The sequence below is a fragment of the Ruegeria sp. HKCCD4884 genome (assembly GCF_013110855.1).
Taxonomy (GTDB): domain Bacteria; phylum Pseudomonadota; class Alphaproteobacteria; order Rhodobacterales; family Rhodobacteraceae; genus Ruegeria.
The window spans coordinates 176,814-193,495 of record NZ_WVRJ01000009.1; the positions used below are offsets into that span (position 1 = coordinate 176,814).

At 57.1% G+C, this 16,682-nt stretch carries 17 protein-coding genes and 2 tRNA genes; 9 read left to right on the plus strand and 10 right to left on the minus strand.

The window, feature by feature from the left end; genetic code table 11:
- Nucleotides 1–76 precede the first annotated feature (76 nt).
- Together GS636_RS14750 and GS636_RS14755 are read left to right on the plus strand one after the other, a co-directional pair.
- A tRNA-Arg gene (locus GS636_RS14750) sits at nucleotides 77–153 on the plus strand.
- A 189-nt stretch (nucleotides 154–342) separates the two neighbouring features.
- Nucleotides 343–1,173, plus strand: coding sequence for an AraC family transcriptional regulator (locus GS636_RS14755; protein WP_216602911.1), 831 nt, complete (start codon nucleotides 343–345; stop codon nucleotides 1,171–1,173).
- A gap of 182 nt (nucleotides 1,174–1,355) precedes the next feature.
- On the opposite strand, the gene arsJ is transcribed toward GS636_RS14755, so the two are convergent.
- The 3 genes from arsJ to GS636_RS14770 are packed head-to-tail and all read right to left on the minus strand — an operon-like array spanning nucleotide 1,356 to nucleotide 4,446.
- Nucleotides 1,356–2,621: an organoarsenical effux MFS transporter ArsJ gene (gene arsJ / locus GS636_RS14760; RefSeq protein ID WP_171670202.1), complete on the minus strand. Its 1,266-nt coding sequence runs from the start codon at nucleotides 2,619–2,621 to the stop codon at nucleotides 1,356–1,358.
- The gene (locus GS636_RS14765; protein ID WP_171092983.1) at nucleotides 2,618–3,616 is read right to left on the minus strand and encodes an ArsJ-associated glyceraldehyde-3-phosphate dehydrogenase; all 999 of its coding nucleotides are present in this window, start codon (nucleotides 3,614–3,616) and stop codon (nucleotides 2,618–2,620) included. The genes arsJ and GS636_RS14765 overlap by 4 nt, the downstream gene beginning before the upstream one ends.
- Nucleotides 3,613–4,446, minus strand: coding sequence for a helix-turn-helix domain-containing protein (locus tag GS636_RS14770; protein WP_171092985.1), 834 nt, complete (start codon nucleotides 4,444–4,446; stop codon nucleotides 3,613–3,615). The genes GS636_RS14765 and GS636_RS14770 overlap by 4 nt, the downstream gene beginning before the upstream one ends.
- Nucleotides 4,447–4,672: 226 nt before the next feature.
- On the opposite strand from GS636_RS14770, the gene GS636_RS14775 reads away from it, so the two are divergent.
- A tRNA-Thr gene (locus GS636_RS14775) sits at nucleotides 4,673–4,748 on the plus strand.
- Between the two features lie 275 nt (nucleotides 4,749–5,023).
- Nucleotides 5,024–5,839, plus strand: coding sequence for a DUF2189 domain-containing protein (locus GS636_RS14780; protein ID WP_171092987.1), 816 nt, complete (start codon nucleotides 5,024–5,026; stop codon nucleotides 5,837–5,839).
- Between the two features lie 255 nt (nucleotides 5,840–6,094).
- On the opposite strand, the gene dxs is transcribed toward GS636_RS14780, so the two are convergent.
- The 6 genes from dxs to GS636_RS14810 all read right to left on the minus strand — a co-directional run bounded on the left by dxs (nucleotide 6,095) and on the right by GS636_RS14810 (nucleotide 11,352).
- Nucleotides 6,095–8,023, minus strand: coding sequence for a 1-deoxy-D-xylulose-5-phosphate synthase (dxs, locus tag GS636_RS14785; protein WP_171670204.1), 1,929 nt, complete (start codon nucleotides 8,021–8,023; stop codon nucleotides 6,095–6,097).
- A 16-nt stretch (nucleotides 8,024–8,039) separates the two neighbouring features.
- Nucleotides 8,040–8,906, minus strand: a complete 867-nt coding sequence (locus GS636_RS14790) for a polyprenyl synthetase family protein (protein WP_171670207.1) — start codon at nucleotides 8,904–8,906, stop codon at nucleotides 8,040–8,042.
- A complete protein-coding gene (locus GS636_RS14795; RefSeq protein WP_171092993.1) occupies nucleotides 8,907–9,149 on the minus strand; it encodes an exodeoxyribonuclease VII small subunit in 243 nt (80 codons plus the stop codon).
- Nucleotides 9,146–10,072, minus strand: coding sequence for a histone deacetylase family protein (locus GS636_RS14800; protein WP_171670210.1), 927 nt, complete (start codon nucleotides 10,070–10,072; stop codon nucleotides 9,146–9,148). The genes GS636_RS14795 and GS636_RS14800 overlap by 4 nt, the downstream gene beginning before the upstream one ends.
- 69 nt (nucleotides 10,073–10,141) lie before the next feature.
- Nucleotides 10,142–10,843 carry a response regulator gene (locus tag GS636_RS14805; RefSeq protein ID WP_171184518.1) on the minus strand — a complete coding sequence of 234 codons (702 nt, stop codon included), beginning with the start codon at nucleotides 10,841–10,843 and terminating at the stop codon, nucleotides 10,142–10,144.
- A complete protein-coding gene (locus GS636_RS14810; RefSeq protein WP_171670213.1) occupies nucleotides 10,840–11,352 on the minus strand; it encodes a MarR family winged helix-turn-helix transcriptional regulator in 513 nt (170 codons plus the stop codon). The genes GS636_RS14805 and GS636_RS14810 overlap by 4 nt, the downstream gene beginning before the upstream one ends.
- Nucleotides 11,353–11,511: 159 nt before the next feature.
- Here GS636_RS14810 and GS636_RS14815 point away from each other — a divergent pair, with 159 nt between their 5' ends.
- From GS636_RS14815 to GS636_RS14835, 5 genes are all read left to right on the plus strand, one after another.
- Nucleotides 11,512–12,378, plus strand: coding sequence for a branched-chain amino acid aminotransferase (locus GS636_RS14815; protein WP_171670216.1), 867 nt, complete (start codon nucleotides 11,512–11,514; stop codon nucleotides 12,376–12,378).
- 108 nt (nucleotides 12,379–12,486) lie between these two features.
- Entirely contained in the window at nucleotides 12,487–13,437 is a 951-nt protein-coding gene (locus tag GS636_RS14820; RefSeq protein WP_171184512.1) for an AraC family transcriptional regulator, read from the plus strand.
- A gap of 111 nt (nucleotides 13,438–13,548) precedes the next feature.
- Complete coding sequence (locus GS636_RS14825; RefSeq protein WP_171184510.1) at nucleotides 13,549–13,914, plus strand: hypothetical protein; 366 nt, start codon at nucleotides 13,549–13,551, stop codon at nucleotides 13,912–13,914.
- Nucleotides 13,915–14,051: 137 nt separating this feature from the next.
- Nucleotides 14,052–15,620, plus strand: a complete 1,569-nt coding sequence (locus GS636_RS14830; protein ID WP_171670219.1) for an alkaline phosphatase — start codon at nucleotides 14,052–14,054, stop codon at nucleotides 15,618–15,620.
- 208 nt (nucleotides 15,621–15,828) lie between these two features.
- The gene (locus GS636_RS14835; RefSeq protein ID WP_171670221.1) at nucleotides 15,829–16,047 is read left to right on the plus strand and encodes a hypothetical protein; all 219 of its coding nucleotides are present in this window, start codon (nucleotides 15,829–15,831) and stop codon (nucleotides 16,045–16,047) included.
- 35 nt (nucleotides 16,048–16,082) lie between these two features.
- Here GS636_RS14835 and cobO read toward each other — a convergent pair whose 3' ends face one another.
- Nucleotides 16,083–16,682 (minus strand): cob(I)yrinic acid a,c-diamide adenosyltransferase, encoded by a 600-nt coding sequence (gene cobO / locus GS636_RS14840; RefSeq protein WP_171670224.1) that lies wholly within the window; start codon nucleotides 16,680–16,682, stop codon nucleotides 16,083–16,085.

Below are 16,682 nucleotides of genomic sequence, written 5' to 3' on the forward strand. Positions count from 1 at the left end.
GAACAGGTCTGCGTGTACAACAATTGTGCAAAGCCGATGACAACCCGGAAAATCCCGGTTACAGAAGGCCACACACGGCCCCGTGGCTCAACTGGATAGAGCAGCCCCCTCCTAAGGGGCAGGTTGCAGGTTCGAATCCTGCCGGGGTCGCCATTTTCTTCAAGTCTTCCGGATATTGGCGCGTGACGGAACGCGACGCCTCCGGGCTTTGTGGGTGCATCAAATGCGTTGTCTGCACGGCGGATAGCTGCGTAAATTGCGCAAGCTTGCTTTGGGAACACAAAAGTGCCGCTGAGATACGCAGATATTTACCCGTCTGAACCGCTGCTCAACAGTGACGCTATGGATCGTCCTTCAGCAGCGGCGCTGATGTCTGTGCGATACTTTCAGGCAGAGCCGGACCAGATGCCCGAAGAAGTGTTTGCGGAACATCATGTGTTGTTGAACTTGCAGGACAGCCCCCACCGCGTGCAGAACTGGCGTGATGGCACGCTGCGGGATTTCACCTTTTGCAAAGATGAGGTCATTGTTACGCCCGCAGGCGTGCGGTCAGGCTGGCGGTGGTTCGGGCCGTCGGATGTCATAGTTGTCACACTGGACCCGGCCAAGGTGGACCGTTTTGCGCAATCTGAGCTTGGGATGCTTCTTGATCCGCAGCAGTTTCGGGATCTTCCGCAATTTTCCGACCCTGACCTTTGCGTTGCAGGTGTTCTGTTGCGGGATGCGCTGGAGACGGATGACATGTCCTCGGCGGTTATGTTCGAGGCCATGAGCCGGGTGTTTCTGGTAAAACTTTTGCAGAAATACGGAAAACGCCGCGCTGAAGATGTTGAACTGTCGTCGCGGTTCACATCCCAGCACTATCAACGCGTTCTGGCTTATGTGCAAAAGCGCCTGGATCGCACGATCACCGTTGACCAACTGGCGTCTGAGGCAGGAATGAGCACGTCGCATTTTGCCCGGGTCTTTAAGGAAACGCTTGGGTCAACGCCTATGCAGTATGTTATGTCGTTCCGGATCGAGCAGGCGATGAAGATGATCGAGGATCCCGGCCGTCCCTTCGGGGACATTGCGCTGGCTTGCGGGTTTTCGGATCAGGCGCATTTCACCCGCAGCTTCAAGCAAGTCACCGGACAAACCCCGCGTGCCTTTCGGGCTGCGCTGAACGGTTAAAGCGGAATCTCTTCGAAAAGCAGACGGACCGATTGTAGCCCGTGTCTTTTAACTTTCATGTCGTCGGGCTTGCGCCGAACCAGATAGATTTCGGAAGATACCGTCCTCAGCGCCACCGCTGCGCTGATGGCTTCGACTGCCGTGCCGGTCCAAGTAATGTCAGGTCTGTGGCAGCAGAAGGCTCAGGACAGAGCTTCGGACGTCTGATCCGTGAGCTTGCCCGAGGTCAGCGCGGCCAGGGCAACCATCACGGCAGCCGTGCCCAGCACCAAGACCAACCCCCCGATCTGGTAGGTCAGACCGGACAAAACGGTGCCGACCAGACGGCCTGTAGCATTGGCCATATAGTAAAACCCCACATCCATCGTCACACGCTCGGATCTGGTGAAAGCCAGAATCAGATAGGAATGCAGTGACGAGTTGACCGCGAAGATCGCACCAAAAACCAGAAGGCCGATCACAAGCGTCGCGGTTAACCAGACCTCAGGCCCATCTGACAACAAAACTGCCAAGGTTAGAGCTGCAGGAACAAAAAAGAGCGCAATGGCCCAACTGCGTGCGGCACCTATCAGATCGCCTTCGCTGCGGTCAGCGGCGCGCAATATCCTTGGCGCGTTGGCCTGCACGGTGCCATACAGAATGATCCACAGGGCCATGAAAGTGCCGATCATGAAAAACGCGGCCCGATTGCCGTCTTCTGTGCCGTCAGACAGGACAGCGTAGAAATAGATCGGAATTCCAACCACAAACCAGACATCCCGCGCGCCAAACAGAAAGACGCGGGCGGCGGACAGCCAGTTGACGTTGGCGGATTTCGAAAACACTTCTGAGAATTTCGCGCCCTTGCGCCCTTTGGGCAGACCCGGTGGCATGAAAAGGAAGACCGCCAACAGGATCAGCGCCAAGATCGCCGCCATCACAATGATTGCGGTCATGAATCCAAGCGTCGCCAACATCGCCGCGCCCAGCAGAAATCCCAGGCCCTTTACCGCGTTCTTTGACCCGGTAAGAACGGCCACCCAACGAAACAAGCCTCCACCCTCAGCCGGTGCCAGTAGTTTCACCGAGGATTTCGAGGACATTTTGGCCAGATCCTTGGCCACCCCGCTTGCCCCTTGCACCACCATCACGAAGGAGACCGAAGCGGCGACGGTCCAGTTCGGATCAAGCTGCGTCATGGCGAGCAGCGCCACCACTTGCAGGCCCAGCCCGGCGTAAAGGGTTGAGGTCAATCCGAACCGAGCGGCAATCCAGCCTGCGGACAGGTTGGTCACAATCCCAGCGATCTCATAAAGAACAAACAGGTAAGCCAACTGTACCGGCGAGAAGCCCAAGGTATGAAAGTGCAACAGCACCAACATCCTGAGCGCCCCGTCGGTCAGCATAAAGGCCCAATAGGCCGCCGTGACCGCGATATAGGCCGACATGCCTTCGGGCCGTTGGGTCACAGTGATGCCCCAACCATCAAGGCCACATCCACCAGGCGATGTGCATAGCCCATTTCGTTGTCATACCAGGCGTAGATCTTCACCTGCGTCCCGTTCACCACCATTGTCGAGGGCGCATCCACAATCGATGATCGTTCATCATTGGTGTAGTCGGTCGAAACCAACGGGCGCGTCTCGTGACCCAGAATACCCTTCAACTCACCTTCGGCGGCTGCTTTGAAGAAGGCGTTGACTTCTTCGGCCGTCGTTTCCCGCTCGACTTCGAATACGCAGTCGGTCAGCGATGCGTTCAGCAAAGGCACCCGCACCGCATGACCGTTCAGACGCCCTTTGAGCTCGGGATAGATCAGCGTGATCGCTGTGGCCGAGCCGGTGGTGGTCGGGATCAGTGAATTCAGGGCAGACCTTGCGCGGCGCAGATCTTTGGCAGGCCGGTCTACGATGGTTTGCGTGTTGGTTACATCGTGGATCGTCGTCATCGACCCATGGCGGATGCCAAGGTTTTCGTGAATGACTTTGACGACCGGTGCCAGGCAGTTGGTTGTGCAGGATGCGGCGGTCACGATCTTATGGGCGGCAGGATCATAGGTGTCGTCGTTCACACCCACGACAATATTCGCCGTCGGGCCGTCCTTGACCGGGGCGGAAACCACCACTTTCTTCACGCCAGCGTCGAAGTAAGGGGATAGCTTCGCCTCGGTTTTGAACACGCCTGTGCAATCGATCACCACATCGACGCCATCCAAAGGCAGGGCAGCCAAGTCTGTGGTGCCGATAAACGGCAGACGCGTTCCGTTCACAGTGATGCTATCGGCATCATGGCTGAATTCCGCATCCCAACGCCCATGCACGGTGTCGAATTCCAACAGATGCGCATGCATTTCGGGATCACCAACAGCATCGTTGATCCACGCGATTTTTGCGCCCCGTTCCAGCAAAGGCTTCAGCGCAAGCTTTCCCATCCGGCCAAGGCCGTTTAGTGCGTAGGTTGTCATTTCATGTCCTCAAAGGATGTTCGCCCGATGTCGTCGACAGCGGATTGCAATGCGATCCGATCGAGGCTTTCGACCGGCAGCGATGTAAAGGCTTGAATCCGGCGCTTCAGCGCGCCGTAAGCGTTTTGAAAAGCCAAGCTTTTTTCGGCGTCTGTGCCGTCGGCCTTGACAGGATCGACCATGCCCCAGTGACCGCTGATCGGTTGACCTTCCCAAGCAGGGCATTCCTCGTTTGCGGCCTGGTTGCAGACCGTGAAAACAAAATCCAGATCAGGCGCGTCCGGCCCTGAAAACTCGGACACATTTTTTGACCGCAGAACCGACGTATCGTGGCCCTTGTCTTGCAGGACCTGAACCGCAAACGGGTTCAACTGGGAAAAAGGCTGTGTTCCGGCGGAAAAGACATTGAACCGGTCACCACCAATTTCCCGCAACAGAGATTCGGCAAAGATCGAGCGGGCGGAATTGCCCACGCAAATGAACAGCACGTTGAACTTCCGGTCAGTCATCGTCTCACTTCCCTTGGTTGAAGGCATACAAAGATCAGGTCGGCCACGGCAGCAGTCCACAATCAGAAAATCAAACATTTTCTGCACGTTAGCCATATCTATCGAATAGCGCAGGGATGTTCCGAGGCGCTCTTGCGTCACAAGGCCCGATCGTTGCAGCGCGTTCAGATAATTTGACATGGTGCTGGGCTTGATCCCCAGTTCAGACGCCAGTTCCCCAGCAGGCACGCTGTCAGGAAACCGTCGCATTAACATGCGAAACACGGTGATACGCTGCGGGTGGCCAAGAATAGCCAGTTGATCGGTAATCTTTTCTATCATATTTCATGAAATATTGAAATAAAAACAGTGAGTCAATTTGAACCGACTGACGTTACAAAAAATTCACAGAACGCAGTTTCCACCATATGGGTGGCCTCCTCTTGCCTCCCATCAGCACTTTGGTGCGGTACGATAAAAGCGGGTGTATCTGGACTTGCAGGCATCAGAGTGACGGTTTAAATGACCCATCGCACCTGGACAGAACCAGTTCCGGCTGCAAAAGACTGCCTCAATAGCTCAGCTGGTAGAGCAGGTCCTTCGTAAGGACAAGGTCGGGGGTTCGAGTCCCTCTTGAGGCACCACTCTTCTCGTGTTTCTCAAAAGACCCCGTATCGATTTCGTATTCGCTTTCGAATTTGCGGAGCGTCGGTTGCAAAGACGTCGACCTAAGGTTCTTTGTGAAAAGGTCCATTTCCCTATGTCCGCAGGCGGCCTGCACGCGGGTGTCGACCGTATCCCGACCTTGCCCCAATACCTTGTGTAAGGCATGCTTGTCTTAGGAGGATTGGTATCTGTTCACCGCTGGGTTTGTCGGTCAACGGATCAGCGCGGCGCTATGCTTTGGGAGGAATGTGTCATGACATCCAAGACCGCAGGTTCCACACCACCAGACGACCTGACACCGCAGCAATCCATGCCCACGGTCAACAAAGTGACAGCGGATGACATCACCGCCGCGCTAAAAGCCGGGTTTTCCGATTTTCTGGCGCGCCCCGTCATGAGCGGCTTTTTCGGCCTGTTCTATGCGGTTTTCGGGCTTCTGTTGGTTTGGGCCTTGGTTTGGCTGGGCAAGATCTGGATGATCATTCCTGCAATTGTAGGATTTCCGCTGGTCGCGCCGTTCGCCGCTGCCGGACTTTATGAAATGTCGCGCCGCTTGCAAAATGGGGAAAGTTTCGGGTGGTCCGAAATCCTCACGGTCATGGCAGATCAACGCAAGCGCGAAATGGGCTGGATGGCCTTTGTGACCTTGTTCATTTTTTGGGTGTGGGTTTATCAGGTGCGGCTTTGGTTGGCGATCATCCTTCAGAATGCATCCTTTTCCGATTTCGACGGGTTTTTGAATACTGTGTTATTCACGCCGCAAGGTTGGACCTTCTTGGCCATTGGCACCTGCGTCGGCGCGTTTCTGTCAGCAGCCCTGTTCACGGTGACCGTTGTCGCCATGCCGATGTTGCTGGACCGGGAAACCAATTTCGTTTCTGCGATGCTCACCTCTGTCCGCGTTGTCAGGGAAAGCCCTGTGGTCATGCTCACGTGGGCAGCAATCATCTCGTTTACCATGCTGATATCGCTGGTTCCCGCATTTTTGGGCCTGATCTTTACTCTGCCGATCCTTGGCCACACCACGTGGCATCTGTACCAGCGGGCCGTGCCGCCCGACGAGGTGTGATCTAACGGTAAGGCGTCTCCGATAGTTGAACGGGGGCAGACATATTTTTTTGCTGACAACGAAGAGGTTTAAGCTGCTTTTTCAGCGCCTATGTTCAACGGAGCGGCTAAGGTTTGTTTATTTGCAGTGAAACAATTTCGACCGACGAACCGGGAGCGCCGATACTCCTTCCACTAAGAACACTTCAATCGGCACAATCCTCATAGCACGCATCCCACTTGTGCCGGAGGAAGTCACCAGACCAATGCGCGCAGCTCAAGCGCGCTTTTCCCCGATTGATGCAACGCCCAAAACGTCCAGAACCTTGGCTTCGATCTGTTCGGCGTTCATGCCGGCCACGGCATACATGTCCGCTGGGCTGGCCTGATCGATGAACGTATCGGGCAAGACCATCGAGCGGTATTTCAGCCCTTGATCAAAAACGCCTTCCTCCGCCAAAAGCTGTGCGACATGGCTGCCAAAGCCGCCAATCGCGCCTTCTTCGATGGTGATCAGAGCCTCGTGGTTGGCGGCCAGATCCAGGATCAGGTCGCGGTCCAGAGGTTTGGCAAAGCGGGCGTCGGCGATGGTTGGGGTGATGCCCTTGCCCGCAAGGGATTCGGCGGCTTTCTGCACCTCAGACAATCGGGTACCGAACGAAAGCAGTGCCACGCGCGCGCCTTTCTGGATCACGCGGCCTTTGCCGATCTCAAGCACTTCACCGCGCTCTGGAAGGTCGACGCCAACGCCTTCACCACGCGGGTAGCGGAACGCAATCGGCCCATCGTTGTGCGCAACAGCGGTGGCCACCATATGCATCAGCTCGGCTTCGTCGGCAGCTGCCATGACGACCATACCCGGTAGGTTGGACAAATACGCAATATCGAACGATCCGGCATGGGTGGCTCCGTCGGCACCCACCAGACCTGCGCGGTCAATGGCGAAGCGGACGGGCAGACGCTGAATCGCAACATCGTGCACCACCTGATCATAACCGCGCTGAAGAAAGGTCGAATACATGGCGCAGAATGGTTTCATCCCTCCGGCGGCCAGTGCAGCCGAGAATGTCACGCCATGCTGCTCGGCAATCGCAACATCGAAACAGCGCGACGGGTAGCGTTCGGCAAACAGGTTCAGACCGGTACCGTCTGGCATGGCGGCGGTCACGGCAACGATCTTGTCGTCTCGCGCAGCTTCATCCACCAAGGTTTTGCCAAAGACGGACGTGTAAGAGGGCGCGTTGGAGGGTGCCTTTTTCTGCTCACCCGTCACCACATCAAATTTGGCCGTTGCGTGACCCCTGTCACGGGCTTGCTCGGCCGGGGCGTATCCTTTGCCTTTCTTGGTCAGAACATGGATCAGGATCGGACCGGTCGCCCGCGCCTTGACGGTCCGCAGCACAGGCAGCAACTGATCCAGATCATGTCCGTCGATGGGGCCTAGGTAAGAAAAACCAAGCTCTTCGAACAGCGTACCGCCGACGGCCATGCCTTTCAGCATTTCCTTGGCACGTTTGGCGCCTTCGCGGAAGGGCTCGGGCAGCAGCGAAACCGCGCCTTTTGCAGCGGCTTTCAGGTCATGGAACGGCTCTTCCGCATAGATACGGGACAGATAATTGGACAAGGCGCCCACAGGTGGCGCAATGCTCATCTCGTTGTCGTTCAGAATGACGATCAGTCGCTTGCCCAGATGGCCTGCGTTGTTCATCGCTTCAAATGCCATGCCTGCAGACATTGAGCCATCGCCGATCACAGCAATCGCATCGCCCAGCCCTTCGGGTGTGACGCCACCCAGATCGCGCGCCACGGCAAAACCAAGTGCTGCACTGATCGAAGTGCTGGAATGTGCTGCGCCGAACGGGTCATAAGGGCTTTCGCTGCGTTTCGTAAAACCACTCAACCCATCCTTCATCCGCAAAGTGCGGATACGATCGCGCCGCTCGGTCAGGATTTTGTGGGGATAGCACTGATGGCCCACGTCCCAAATGATCTTGTCGCGCGGCGTATCGAACACTGCGTGCAGCGCCGTCGTCAGTTCGACCACGCCCAGACCAGCCCCAAGGTGCCCGCCCGTCACGGACACGGCCGAGATTGTCTCGGCCCGCAATTCGTGCGCCAGCTGATGCAACTGCGCGTCCGAAAACTGCTTGAGATCCGCAGGGCGGTTCACAAGGTCCAGCAAGGGCGTATTGGGTCGGTCAGACATATGGCGCGTTCCTGGCTTAGCTGTCCCGGGCAATAACGAAGCGGGCGGCGTCCTTCAAGGTTTCTGCTGACGCACCGTACCCATCCAACGCAGCACAGGCCGTTTCAACCAGCTCTGTCGCGCGGGATTTGGCCGCCTCAAGACCCAAAAGCGAAACAAAGGTCGCTTTGCCTGCATCGGCGTCCTTTTGCAGCCGTTTTCCGGCCTTTTCGACATCACCTTCAACATCCAAGATGTCGTCAGCAATCTGAAAGGCAAGTCCAAGAGCTTGGGCATAATCACGCAGAGGGGTCGGATCGGCTTGTGCCAACCGCGCTCCTGCGCAGGCGGACCATTCGATCAACGCACCTGTCTTGCCTGCCTGCAGATGGGTGATTTGTTCCAGTGTCAAAGGTGTAGCCGCTGTTTCGGCTGCGATATCCAGCGCCTGACCCAGAACCATGCCTTGCGCCCCGCTGGCTTGGGCCAGAGTCAGAGCCAATTCTGCACGAATTTGCGCATCGCCGACTTCGGGTCGAGTGCACAGCTCAAACGCCAGGGTCTGCAACGCATCGCCGGCCAACACCCCGGTTCCTTCGTTCCATTTCACGTGAACAGTGGGCCTCCCCCGACGCAGATCATCATCATCCATGCAGGGCAGGTCATCATGGACCAAAGAATAAGCGTGTAGCGCTTCGATCCCCGTTGCGGGCCAGATCGAACTGCCCACATCCACATCATGCAAGCGCGCGCTTTCCTGCACCAAAAAACCGCGCAACCGTTTTCCGCCTTGCGTTGCATAGGCCATGGCCCGCGTGACGTCGATATCGTCCAGCGCGCCCAGAATCAGGTCAAAGTGAGCCTGAATGCGCGCTGCATCCTGCGCCAGTCTTTCGCGAAACATTTACTGACCGTCGACAGGCGTGGTCCCGGTGGGCTGCCCCGTGGCATCCAGAGTGATGGCGGCCACTTTCTCTTCAGCCCGCTTCAACTCGTCCTCGCACCGTTTCTTCAGGGCCGCACCGCGTTCATACAGCGCGATCGACTGATCCAACGCCACATCGCCGCGTTCAAGCTGGCCCACAACGGCCTCAAGCTCTTTCATGGCCTGCTCGAATGTCATCTGCTCAACTGGGGTATCGGTCATCGTGCTGCCTTCATCAATTCTTCCACATGGGCGCGTGTGGCCGCGGCCAATGCGTTCAGATCATACCCGCCTTCCAGAGTCGAGACGATACGACCGTCACAAACCTCGTCAGCGATCTTGCACAGCTCGGCTGTGATCCACGCGAAGTCGCCGGTGGACCAGTTCAGATTGGCCAGCGGGTCGTCCTGATGGGCGTCAAACCCTGCGGAAATGATAATCAGATCGGGGTTGAACGCTCGCAAGCGCGGAAACGCCTGGGACTCGTACGCGGCGCGCATCTCGGCCCCACCGCTGCCCGGAGCCAGTGGAATATTCAGAACCGTGTCGTGAACCCCCGTCTCATCCGGGCGACCCGATCCGGGCCAAAGGGGCATCTGCTGGCTGGTGATCACCAACGCGCGCGCTTCATCCCACAGCAGGTCCTGTGTTCCATTGCCGTGATGGACATCGAAATCGACAACGGCGACACGGTTCAGCCCGTGGTGGTCCAGCGCATGTTTCGCGGCCAGCGCTGCATTGCCGAAGAGGCAAAACCCCATTGCAGTGTCTGTTTCAGCATGGTGGCCCGGCGGGCGAATGGCGCAGAACGCGTTCGACACATCTCCGCTCAGCACCAGATCAACGGCCCGGACAACAGCACCCGCAGCACGATAGGCGGCGTCCACCGAGCCCGGCGACATGAACGTATCCCCGTCAATCTGCGCAAACCCCTCAGACGGGCGCGTGGATCGAATATCGCGAATGTAACCTTCCGGATGCACCCGCAGCAGATCGTCATCTGCCGCCAATGGCGCTGTTACCCGCTTAAGGTCCAACCCTTCCAAGGCGTGCAGGATGTGTTCCAGCCGCGCCACCCGTTCGGGGTGACCGTCAGGTGTCACATGGCCCAGACAATCGGCATGGGTCAAAAGGGCAGTTGTCATCGGGGTCCCCTGTTCATCTGGCTAAAAATACCTTCGCCGAAGGCACAAAACCGCCGCGCAGCGGCAGGCTTAATCCGGTGCCAGCATATAGCCCGCACCGCGGACGGTTTGCAGATACCTGGGCTGTTTCGGATCCTGCTCGATCTTGCGCCGCAAGCGCGTGATCTGTACGTCCACCGCGCGTTCCTGCGCCTGACCCTTGTCGCGCCCCAAATCCTCGACCAGCTTCGCACGGCTGATCGGCTCGCCGGGCTGGGCCGAGAAGATCTTCATCAACTGGCTTTCCGTTGCAGTCAGACGTACCGGCTCTTCACCCTGCCACATCTCGCCCCGCTCGATGTCATATCGGATCGGGCCAAGGTTGAGGATCTTTGCCGCCGTTTCCTCGGCAGGTGTTTCTGGCATCCGGCGCAGAATGGCGTTGATCCGCAGCAGCAGTTCCTTTGGCTCGAACGGCTTCGCCAGATAGTCATCCGCCCCGGCCTCAAGCCCCGCAATCCGGTGTTCGGTTTCCCCTTTGGCAGTCAGAAGCAGGATGGGGGTGCTATGTGTCTCTCGCAGCGATTTTGTCAGGCTGACACCATCTTCTCCGGGCATCATCACGTCCAAGATGATCATGTCGAAATCCAGACCGGACAGGACCCGCCGCGCATGGGCCGCATCCCGAGCCGCCGTGACCAAAAACCCGTTTCGCATCAGGAATTTCTTCAGCAGATCGCGAATGCGCTCGTCGTCGTCAACAATCAGCAGATGGGCGTCCATATCGCTCATGAGGTCGTATCCCGAAGTTTCGTATAGGCATGACGCATATCAGCATCCATCATTGCTTCAAGCACTTTGCGAAATCCGGCCACGGCTTCGGGACCGGCATCCTTGTAAGCAGCGCGCATCCTGGCACGCTGCGCATCGGACAGAGTGGTTTCCAGCGCCTGTCCCTTCTCTGTCAGAAATAGGTGGCGTTCACGTTTGTCCACTGTGCCAACGCGGCTTTCCACCAGCCCATCATCGATTAAGGTCCGCAAAACCCTGTTTAGAGACTGCTTTGTGACTCCAAGGATCGCTAACAAGTTGTTGACCGTCGTGCCCGGCGCGCGGTTGATGAAATGGATCGCCCTGTGATGAGCGCGGCCATAGGCCATTTCGGTTAGGATGCGGTCAGGATCTGCGGTAAATCCGCGATAGGCGAAGAACATGGCCTCAATCCCCTGCCTCAATTGCTCATCGGTCAAAAACAACAGGCTCTCGCCCCCGTAACGCGGGGCAGGGCGGATGTCGGACATGGTACGCCTCATTCGTTACTCTGGGCCGAGTTTATGTCAGCCTTATTGACATTCCAAGGGTAGAGCGGTATCGAATCGCAGTTTTTGCGCAACATTATGTCCGCATCGGACCTAAGCGGCGCAACAATCGCAAATTCAACCCGGTTCAGGAGGTTTCGCATGGCGGGGTATGATGATCGTGATGGCACCATTTGGTTGGATGGCAAGCTGGTGCCCTGGCGTGAGGCCAATGTCCATATTCTGACCCACGCTATGCACTATGCGTCGTCCGTATTCGAAGGCGAGCGCGCCTATAACGGCAAGATCTTCAAAAGCCGCGAACATTCCGAGCGTCTGATCGCTTCAGCCGAAGCGCTGGATATGCCGATGCCCTATTCGGTCGATGAAATCGAAGCTGCGAAGGAAGAAGCGCTGAAAGCCAGCGGTCTGCAAGACGCCTATGTACGTGCCCTGGTCTGGCGCGGCTCGGGCGAAGATATGGGAGTTGCGTCGGCCAAGAACCCGGTGCGCATGGCTGTCGCGGTTTGGCCTTGGGGTGCTTACTACGGCGATGCAAAGATGCAGGGCGCAAAGCTGGACATTGCCGAATGGAAACGCCCCAGCCCTGAAACCATCCCGGTTCACGCCAAGGCCGCAGGTCTTTACATGATCTGCACCATCTCGAAGCACAAAGCCGAAGCCAAAGGTTGCTCGGATGCCTTGTTCATGGACTGGCGCGGGTATGTGGCCGAAGCAACCGGTGCGAACGTGTTTTTCGTCAAGGATGGAGAGGTTCACACACCCCTGGCCGATTGCTTTTTGAACGGTATCACGCGTCAGACAGTCATTCAGATGCTGAAAGACAAGGGCATCACCGTGCATGAACGCCGCATCAAGCCAGAAGAGATGGCTGATTTCGAACAATGCTGGCTGACCGGTACCGCAGCCGAGGTGACGCCTGTGGGGCAGATCGGCGAATATACATTCGAAGTGGGCGACCTGACCCGCGAGATTGCGGAAGATTACGAAAAGCTGGTTCGCTCGTAAGCTTTTAAACCCCCGCTTCGGCGGGGGTTTTCTGTGCAGAACGTGCACAACTTCGTGCAAATCGTCCTGTAGGCTGGACGATCTGCACATGTTGCGTATCTTTCGCGCATGTTAGATCTTCTCAGCGATATTCTCACGCGTCTGTCCCTGCGTGGCACGTTTTACTTCCGCACATCGTTCACACCGCCCTTCGGCATTCAGGTGCCGGGCTACGAAAACGTGGCGCGGTTTCATTTCGTGCAGCGCGGTGAGCTTAAAGTGCATGTCTCGACGACTGGCGAGACACTTAGGCTGCGGCAGGGTGACTTGATCCTGATTCCCCACGGTGCGCCGCACGCGTTGCTCTGTGCCGAGGTCAAGCCATTGGACGCGTTGCCTTTGGAACAGGTGCTCGAGGTGGCAGGCTACACAGGCGATGGTGTGCTGGTTTACGGCGGTCCTGACGACGAACGCGATACGCAGTTGATCTGCGGTCACTTTTCCTTCACGGGTCCAGCCGGACGGCAGGGCACTGGGCATATGCTGATCGACCGTCTGCCGCCCTACATCCTGATCGAAAACTACGGAGAGGAGTCCGGGGCCTGGATGGAATCGACCCTGCGAATGATCGGTTCCGAGGTCTCGGGCGCGAAAATTGGCGGCGACCTGATCGCGATGAAATTGTCCGAGGTGCTGTTCGCGCAGGCAATTCGGGTCTATCTGGAACGTCAGAGTCCGCAGGATTCAGCTTTGGCCGGGTTTGCCGATCTGCGCATCTCGCGGGCGTTGACCGCGTTCCATCAAGCCCCGGCTGAGGATTGGAGCGTCGCATCTTTGGCGCGAGAGTCCGGTATGTCACGCACTGCCTTTGCTCAGCTTTTTGCCGAGAAAATGGGAACGACGCCGATGCAATACCTCACAGACTGGCGGATGCAGATCGCCTGCCATGGTCTGACGGAGGCACGCTGGAACGTGGCTGATGCCGCGGCAGAAGTCGGATACGCCTCGGAAGCCGCGTTCTCGCGCGTATTCAAAAAGCAGGTTGGTCTGTCACCGGCTGCGTACAGGGCGATGCACTGATACTCCGTGAAACTTGAACGATCTGCATGATTTCAGAAACGATCAGGAATTCAGCGTCCGGGATCACCAGATTAGCTTCCTTTCACCACTGATTGAGGAAAGGAAAATCTTATGTCCCTTCGTTTTGTTACACGTTCTGTCCACGCGTATCTGGATTACCCGGTCGCCGTTGCCCTGATGACCTTGCCGTTCCTTCTGGGGCTGGGTCAGTCCAATCCGCTGGCCCTGTGGTTGTCTGTTGCAACCGGGGTGGCCGCCTTTGTTCTGACGGTTCTGACCGATCACCACCTGGGGATCTGGCGGGTTCTGCCCTACAGGTTTCATCTGGCGGTGGACTTACTGGTTGGCGTCACCTTTCTGTTTGCACCCAGCATCTTTGGTTTCACGGGTATGGATGCGGCGTTTTACTGGTTGAACGGTGCGGCTGTGGTGCTTGTCATCTCGCTCAGCGCGCCCGAGCAGGACGTCGCTGCCTGACGACGTTATCCACATCTGTCATGGTATCATCATGATACTGTCAAGAAACTGAGCCGCGGGTTTTACAAACTGGCGGCTCATATCGGCGCACCAATCGCGTGGTCGGAGAATCGATCACCAGACAGGAGAGCCTCACTATGACCAAGATCCTACGCCCAAACCGTCGTTCGTTTCTGGCGGGCAGCACTGCCTTTGCCGCTTCACTGGCCATGCCAGCAATCAGCCGCGCCGGATCGCGCCCTGTGTTCACACACGGCGTTCAGTCCGGTGACGTCGATACGACTTCGGGCATGATCTGGACCCGCACGGATCGCCCCTCTCGCGTGATTATGGAAGTATCGACCACAGAAAGCTTCGCAGATACCCGCACACTCCCGGCGATGGATGCCATCCCCAACAGCGATTTTGCTGTCAAACGCCTGGTCGAGGGGCTGCCATCGGATCAGGATATTTTCTACCGGTTTGTTGCCGCCGATCTGAGTGACATCAACACAATATCAGAGCCTATTATTGGTCAATTCCGCACTGCACCGACCTCGCGCCGCAACATTCGCTTTGCCTGGTCGGGTGACACCGCCGGTCAGGGATGGGGTATTGATGACGAAGGTATGCGCACCTACGCGACTATGGCGCAGCACAAGCCGGACTTCTTCATCCATTCTGGTGACACCGTCTATGCCGACGGTCCTATGCAGGATGAGGTCGAGAAAGACGGCCAGCTGATCTGGAAGAACACAACCCTGATCGATGAGAAACGCAAGGTGGCCGAAACACTGGACGAGTTCCGCGCCCAGTGGAAATACAACATGATGGACGAGCATGTGCGGGCCATGAACGCCGTTTGTCCGACCTTTTTCCAGTGGGATGACCATGAGGTTGTGAACAACTGGTCCGACGCGAAAGACCTGATTTCCGATGACCGGTATACCGAGAAGTCAGTGCATATTCTTCAGTCACGCGCCGGACGTGCTTTCCATGAGATGACACCGTTGCGCATTACGCCGGCAGAGCCCGGGCGTGTGTATCGCAAGATTTCCTATGGTCCGATGCTGGACGTCTTCTTCCTGGACCTGCGTAGCTATCGTGGACCGAACGGCCCGTCGATGGAGGATGAAATCACGGATCAATCCCGCATTCTGGGCGCGGAACAACTGGCATGGCTCAAGCAAGAGTTGGCAGGATCTCAAGCGACTTGGAAAGTGATTGCCTCGGACATGCCAATCGGATTGATCGTCTGGGACAACTGGAAGGAACAGGCCGGAGCAGAGGCAATTTCGAACGGCGACAGCGGACCAGCTAAGGGGCGCGAGTTGGAGATTGCTGATCTGCTACGTTTCATCAAAACGGCTGGCATCACCAACACGGTTTGGTTCACAGCGGATGTTCATTACACCGCTGCTCACTACTATGACCCTAATAAGGCGCAATTTCAGGATTTTGAGCCGTTTTGGGAGTTTGTTTCGGGTCCGCTGCACGCTGGGACATTTGGTCCAAACGCCCTGGACGGCACGTTCGGACCCGAGGTCAAATACGTCAAAGCACCTGCCGAAGGGCAGGGAGTGAACCTGCCGCCCAGCGAAGGGCTGCAGTTCTTTGGTCTGGTGGACATTGATGGATCGACCGAACAGATGACGGTTCGGCTGATGGACCGGGCAGATACCGAGCTCTGGTCGGTTACGTTGGACCCGCAGAATCGCGCGCTCTGATTTCTTATAAGGGCGTGTGTGCACCCCGAGAAATCCTCGGGGTGTTTTAGGGCTTGAAAATCCCGACTTAAATAGTCAGATTATGCTCAACGCCAGATGGTGTACCATCAAGCTTATGGTTTCGGGGCGGTTTGCAGGTTTAGCATGACTTTGGTGATAGCATGCCGCCGCTCCGGAAACGAATCTGCCTAAACAGAACGAGGCCGAAATGAGCGAGTCGCTAGATGAAATTATGGCACGCCATGATGCGTTGGCTGCATGTGGATGCACCTGTTGCGACAGTGACTATTGCGCCTATGTCGACTGTCGAAAGCCGCGCCGCAAACAAACCGAAGCGATGCCACCTGTAAGATCAAAACCTAACGATCTTACCCCACGCGCCTCGCTTCGAGAGATTGTTGAAATGACTCTGAGCCGTTTTGGCTGAGTGACGCAGGCCAACAGGCCCACGTCAGAAAAGGGTCAAAAATCCACGCCGCGCTGCGCCTTGATCCCCGCTTGGAACGGGTGCTTTTCCTCGGTCATTTCCGTAACAAGATCGGCATAGTCACGCAGGGCTTGGGGCGCGTCGCGGCCCGTCAGGAACACGCTGGTCTTGTCCGAACGAGCGTTCAGGCCGTCGATGACCTGATCTGCAGAGAGGTACTCGTACCGCAGTGCGATGTTGATCTCGTCCAGAACGACCAGATCGTATTCGCCGCTGGACATTAGGGCGCGCGCCTTGTCGAAGGCGGCGTTAGCGGCAGCGATGTCGCGTTCGCGATCTTGCGTGTCCCAGGTGAAACCTTCGCCCATCGTGTGCCATGTCACCAGATCGCGTTCTTCGAAGAAGCGGCGCTCGCCTGTTTTCCACTTGCCCTTGATGAACTGCACCACGGCGACTTTCTGGCCCCAGCCCAGGGCGCGGATGACCACGCCAAAAGCGGCGGATGACTTGCCTTTGCCCTTACCGGTGTTGATCAGAACCAGACCGCGGCCAGGGTCCACTGCCTCGGACACTTTCTTGCGGTGCTTGGCCTGCACCTGCTGCATCTTTTCCTTGTGATCCTGCGCGTCGCTCAT

Coding starts and splice junctions, on each gene's coding strand:
- GS636_RS14755 (WP_216602911.1), top strand. CDS start 343: ATGGATCGTCCTTCAGCAGCGGCGCTGATGTCTGTGCGATACTTTCAG.
- GS636_RS14765 (WP_171092983.1), bottom strand. CDS start 3,616: ATGACAACCTACGCACTAAACGGCCTTGGCCGGATGGGAAAGCTTGCG.
- GS636_RS14770 (WP_171092985.1), bottom strand. CDS start 4,446: ATGATAGAAAAGATTACCGATCAACTGGCTATTCTTGGCCACCCGCAG.
- GS636_RS14780 (WP_171092987.1), top strand. CDS start 5,024: ATGACATCCAAGACCGCAGGTTCCACACCACCAGACGACCTGACACCG.
- dxs (WP_171670204.1), bottom strand. CDS start 8,023: ATGTCTGACCGACCCAATACGCCCTTGCTGGACCTTGTGAACCGCCCT.
- GS636_RS14790 (WP_171670207.1), bottom strand. CDS start 8,906: ATGTTTCGCGAAAGACTGGCGCAGGATGCAGCGCGCATTCAGGCTCAC.
- GS636_RS14795 (WP_171092993.1), bottom strand. CDS start 9,149: ATGACCGATACCCCAGTTGAGCAGATGACATTCGAGCAGGCCATGAAA.
- GS636_RS14800 (WP_171670210.1), bottom strand. CDS start 10,072: ATGACAACTGCCCTTTTGACCCATGCCGATTGTCTGGGCCATGTGACA.
- GS636_RS14805 (WP_171184518.1), bottom strand. CDS start 10,843: ATGAGCGATATGGACGCCCATCTGCTGATTGTTGACGACGACGAGCGC.
- GS636_RS14810 (WP_171670213.1), bottom strand. CDS start 11,352: ATGTCCGACATCCGCCCTGCCCCGCGTTACGGGGGCGAGAGCCTGTTG.
- GS636_RS14815 (WP_171670216.1), top strand. CDS start 11,512: ATGGCGGGGTATGATGATCGTGATGGCACCATTTGGTTGGATGGCAAG.
- GS636_RS14820 (WP_171184512.1), top strand. CDS start 12,487: ATGTTAGATCTTCTCAGCGATATTCTCACGCGTCTGTCCCTGCGTGGC.
- GS636_RS14825 (WP_171184510.1), top strand. CDS start 13,549: ATGTCCCTTCGTTTTGTTACACGTTCTGTCCACGCGTATCTGGATTAC.
- GS636_RS14830 (WP_171670219.1), top strand. CDS start 14,052: ATGACCAAGATCCTACGCCCAAACCGTCGTTCGTTTCTGGCGGGCAGC.
- GS636_RS14835 (WP_171670221.1), top strand. CDS start 15,829: ATGAGCGAGTCGCTAGATGAAATTATGGCACGCCATGATGCGTTGGCT.
- cobO (WP_171670224.1), bottom strand. CDS start 16,682: ATGAGCGACGCGCAGGATCACAAGGAAAAGATGCAGCAGGTGCAGGCC.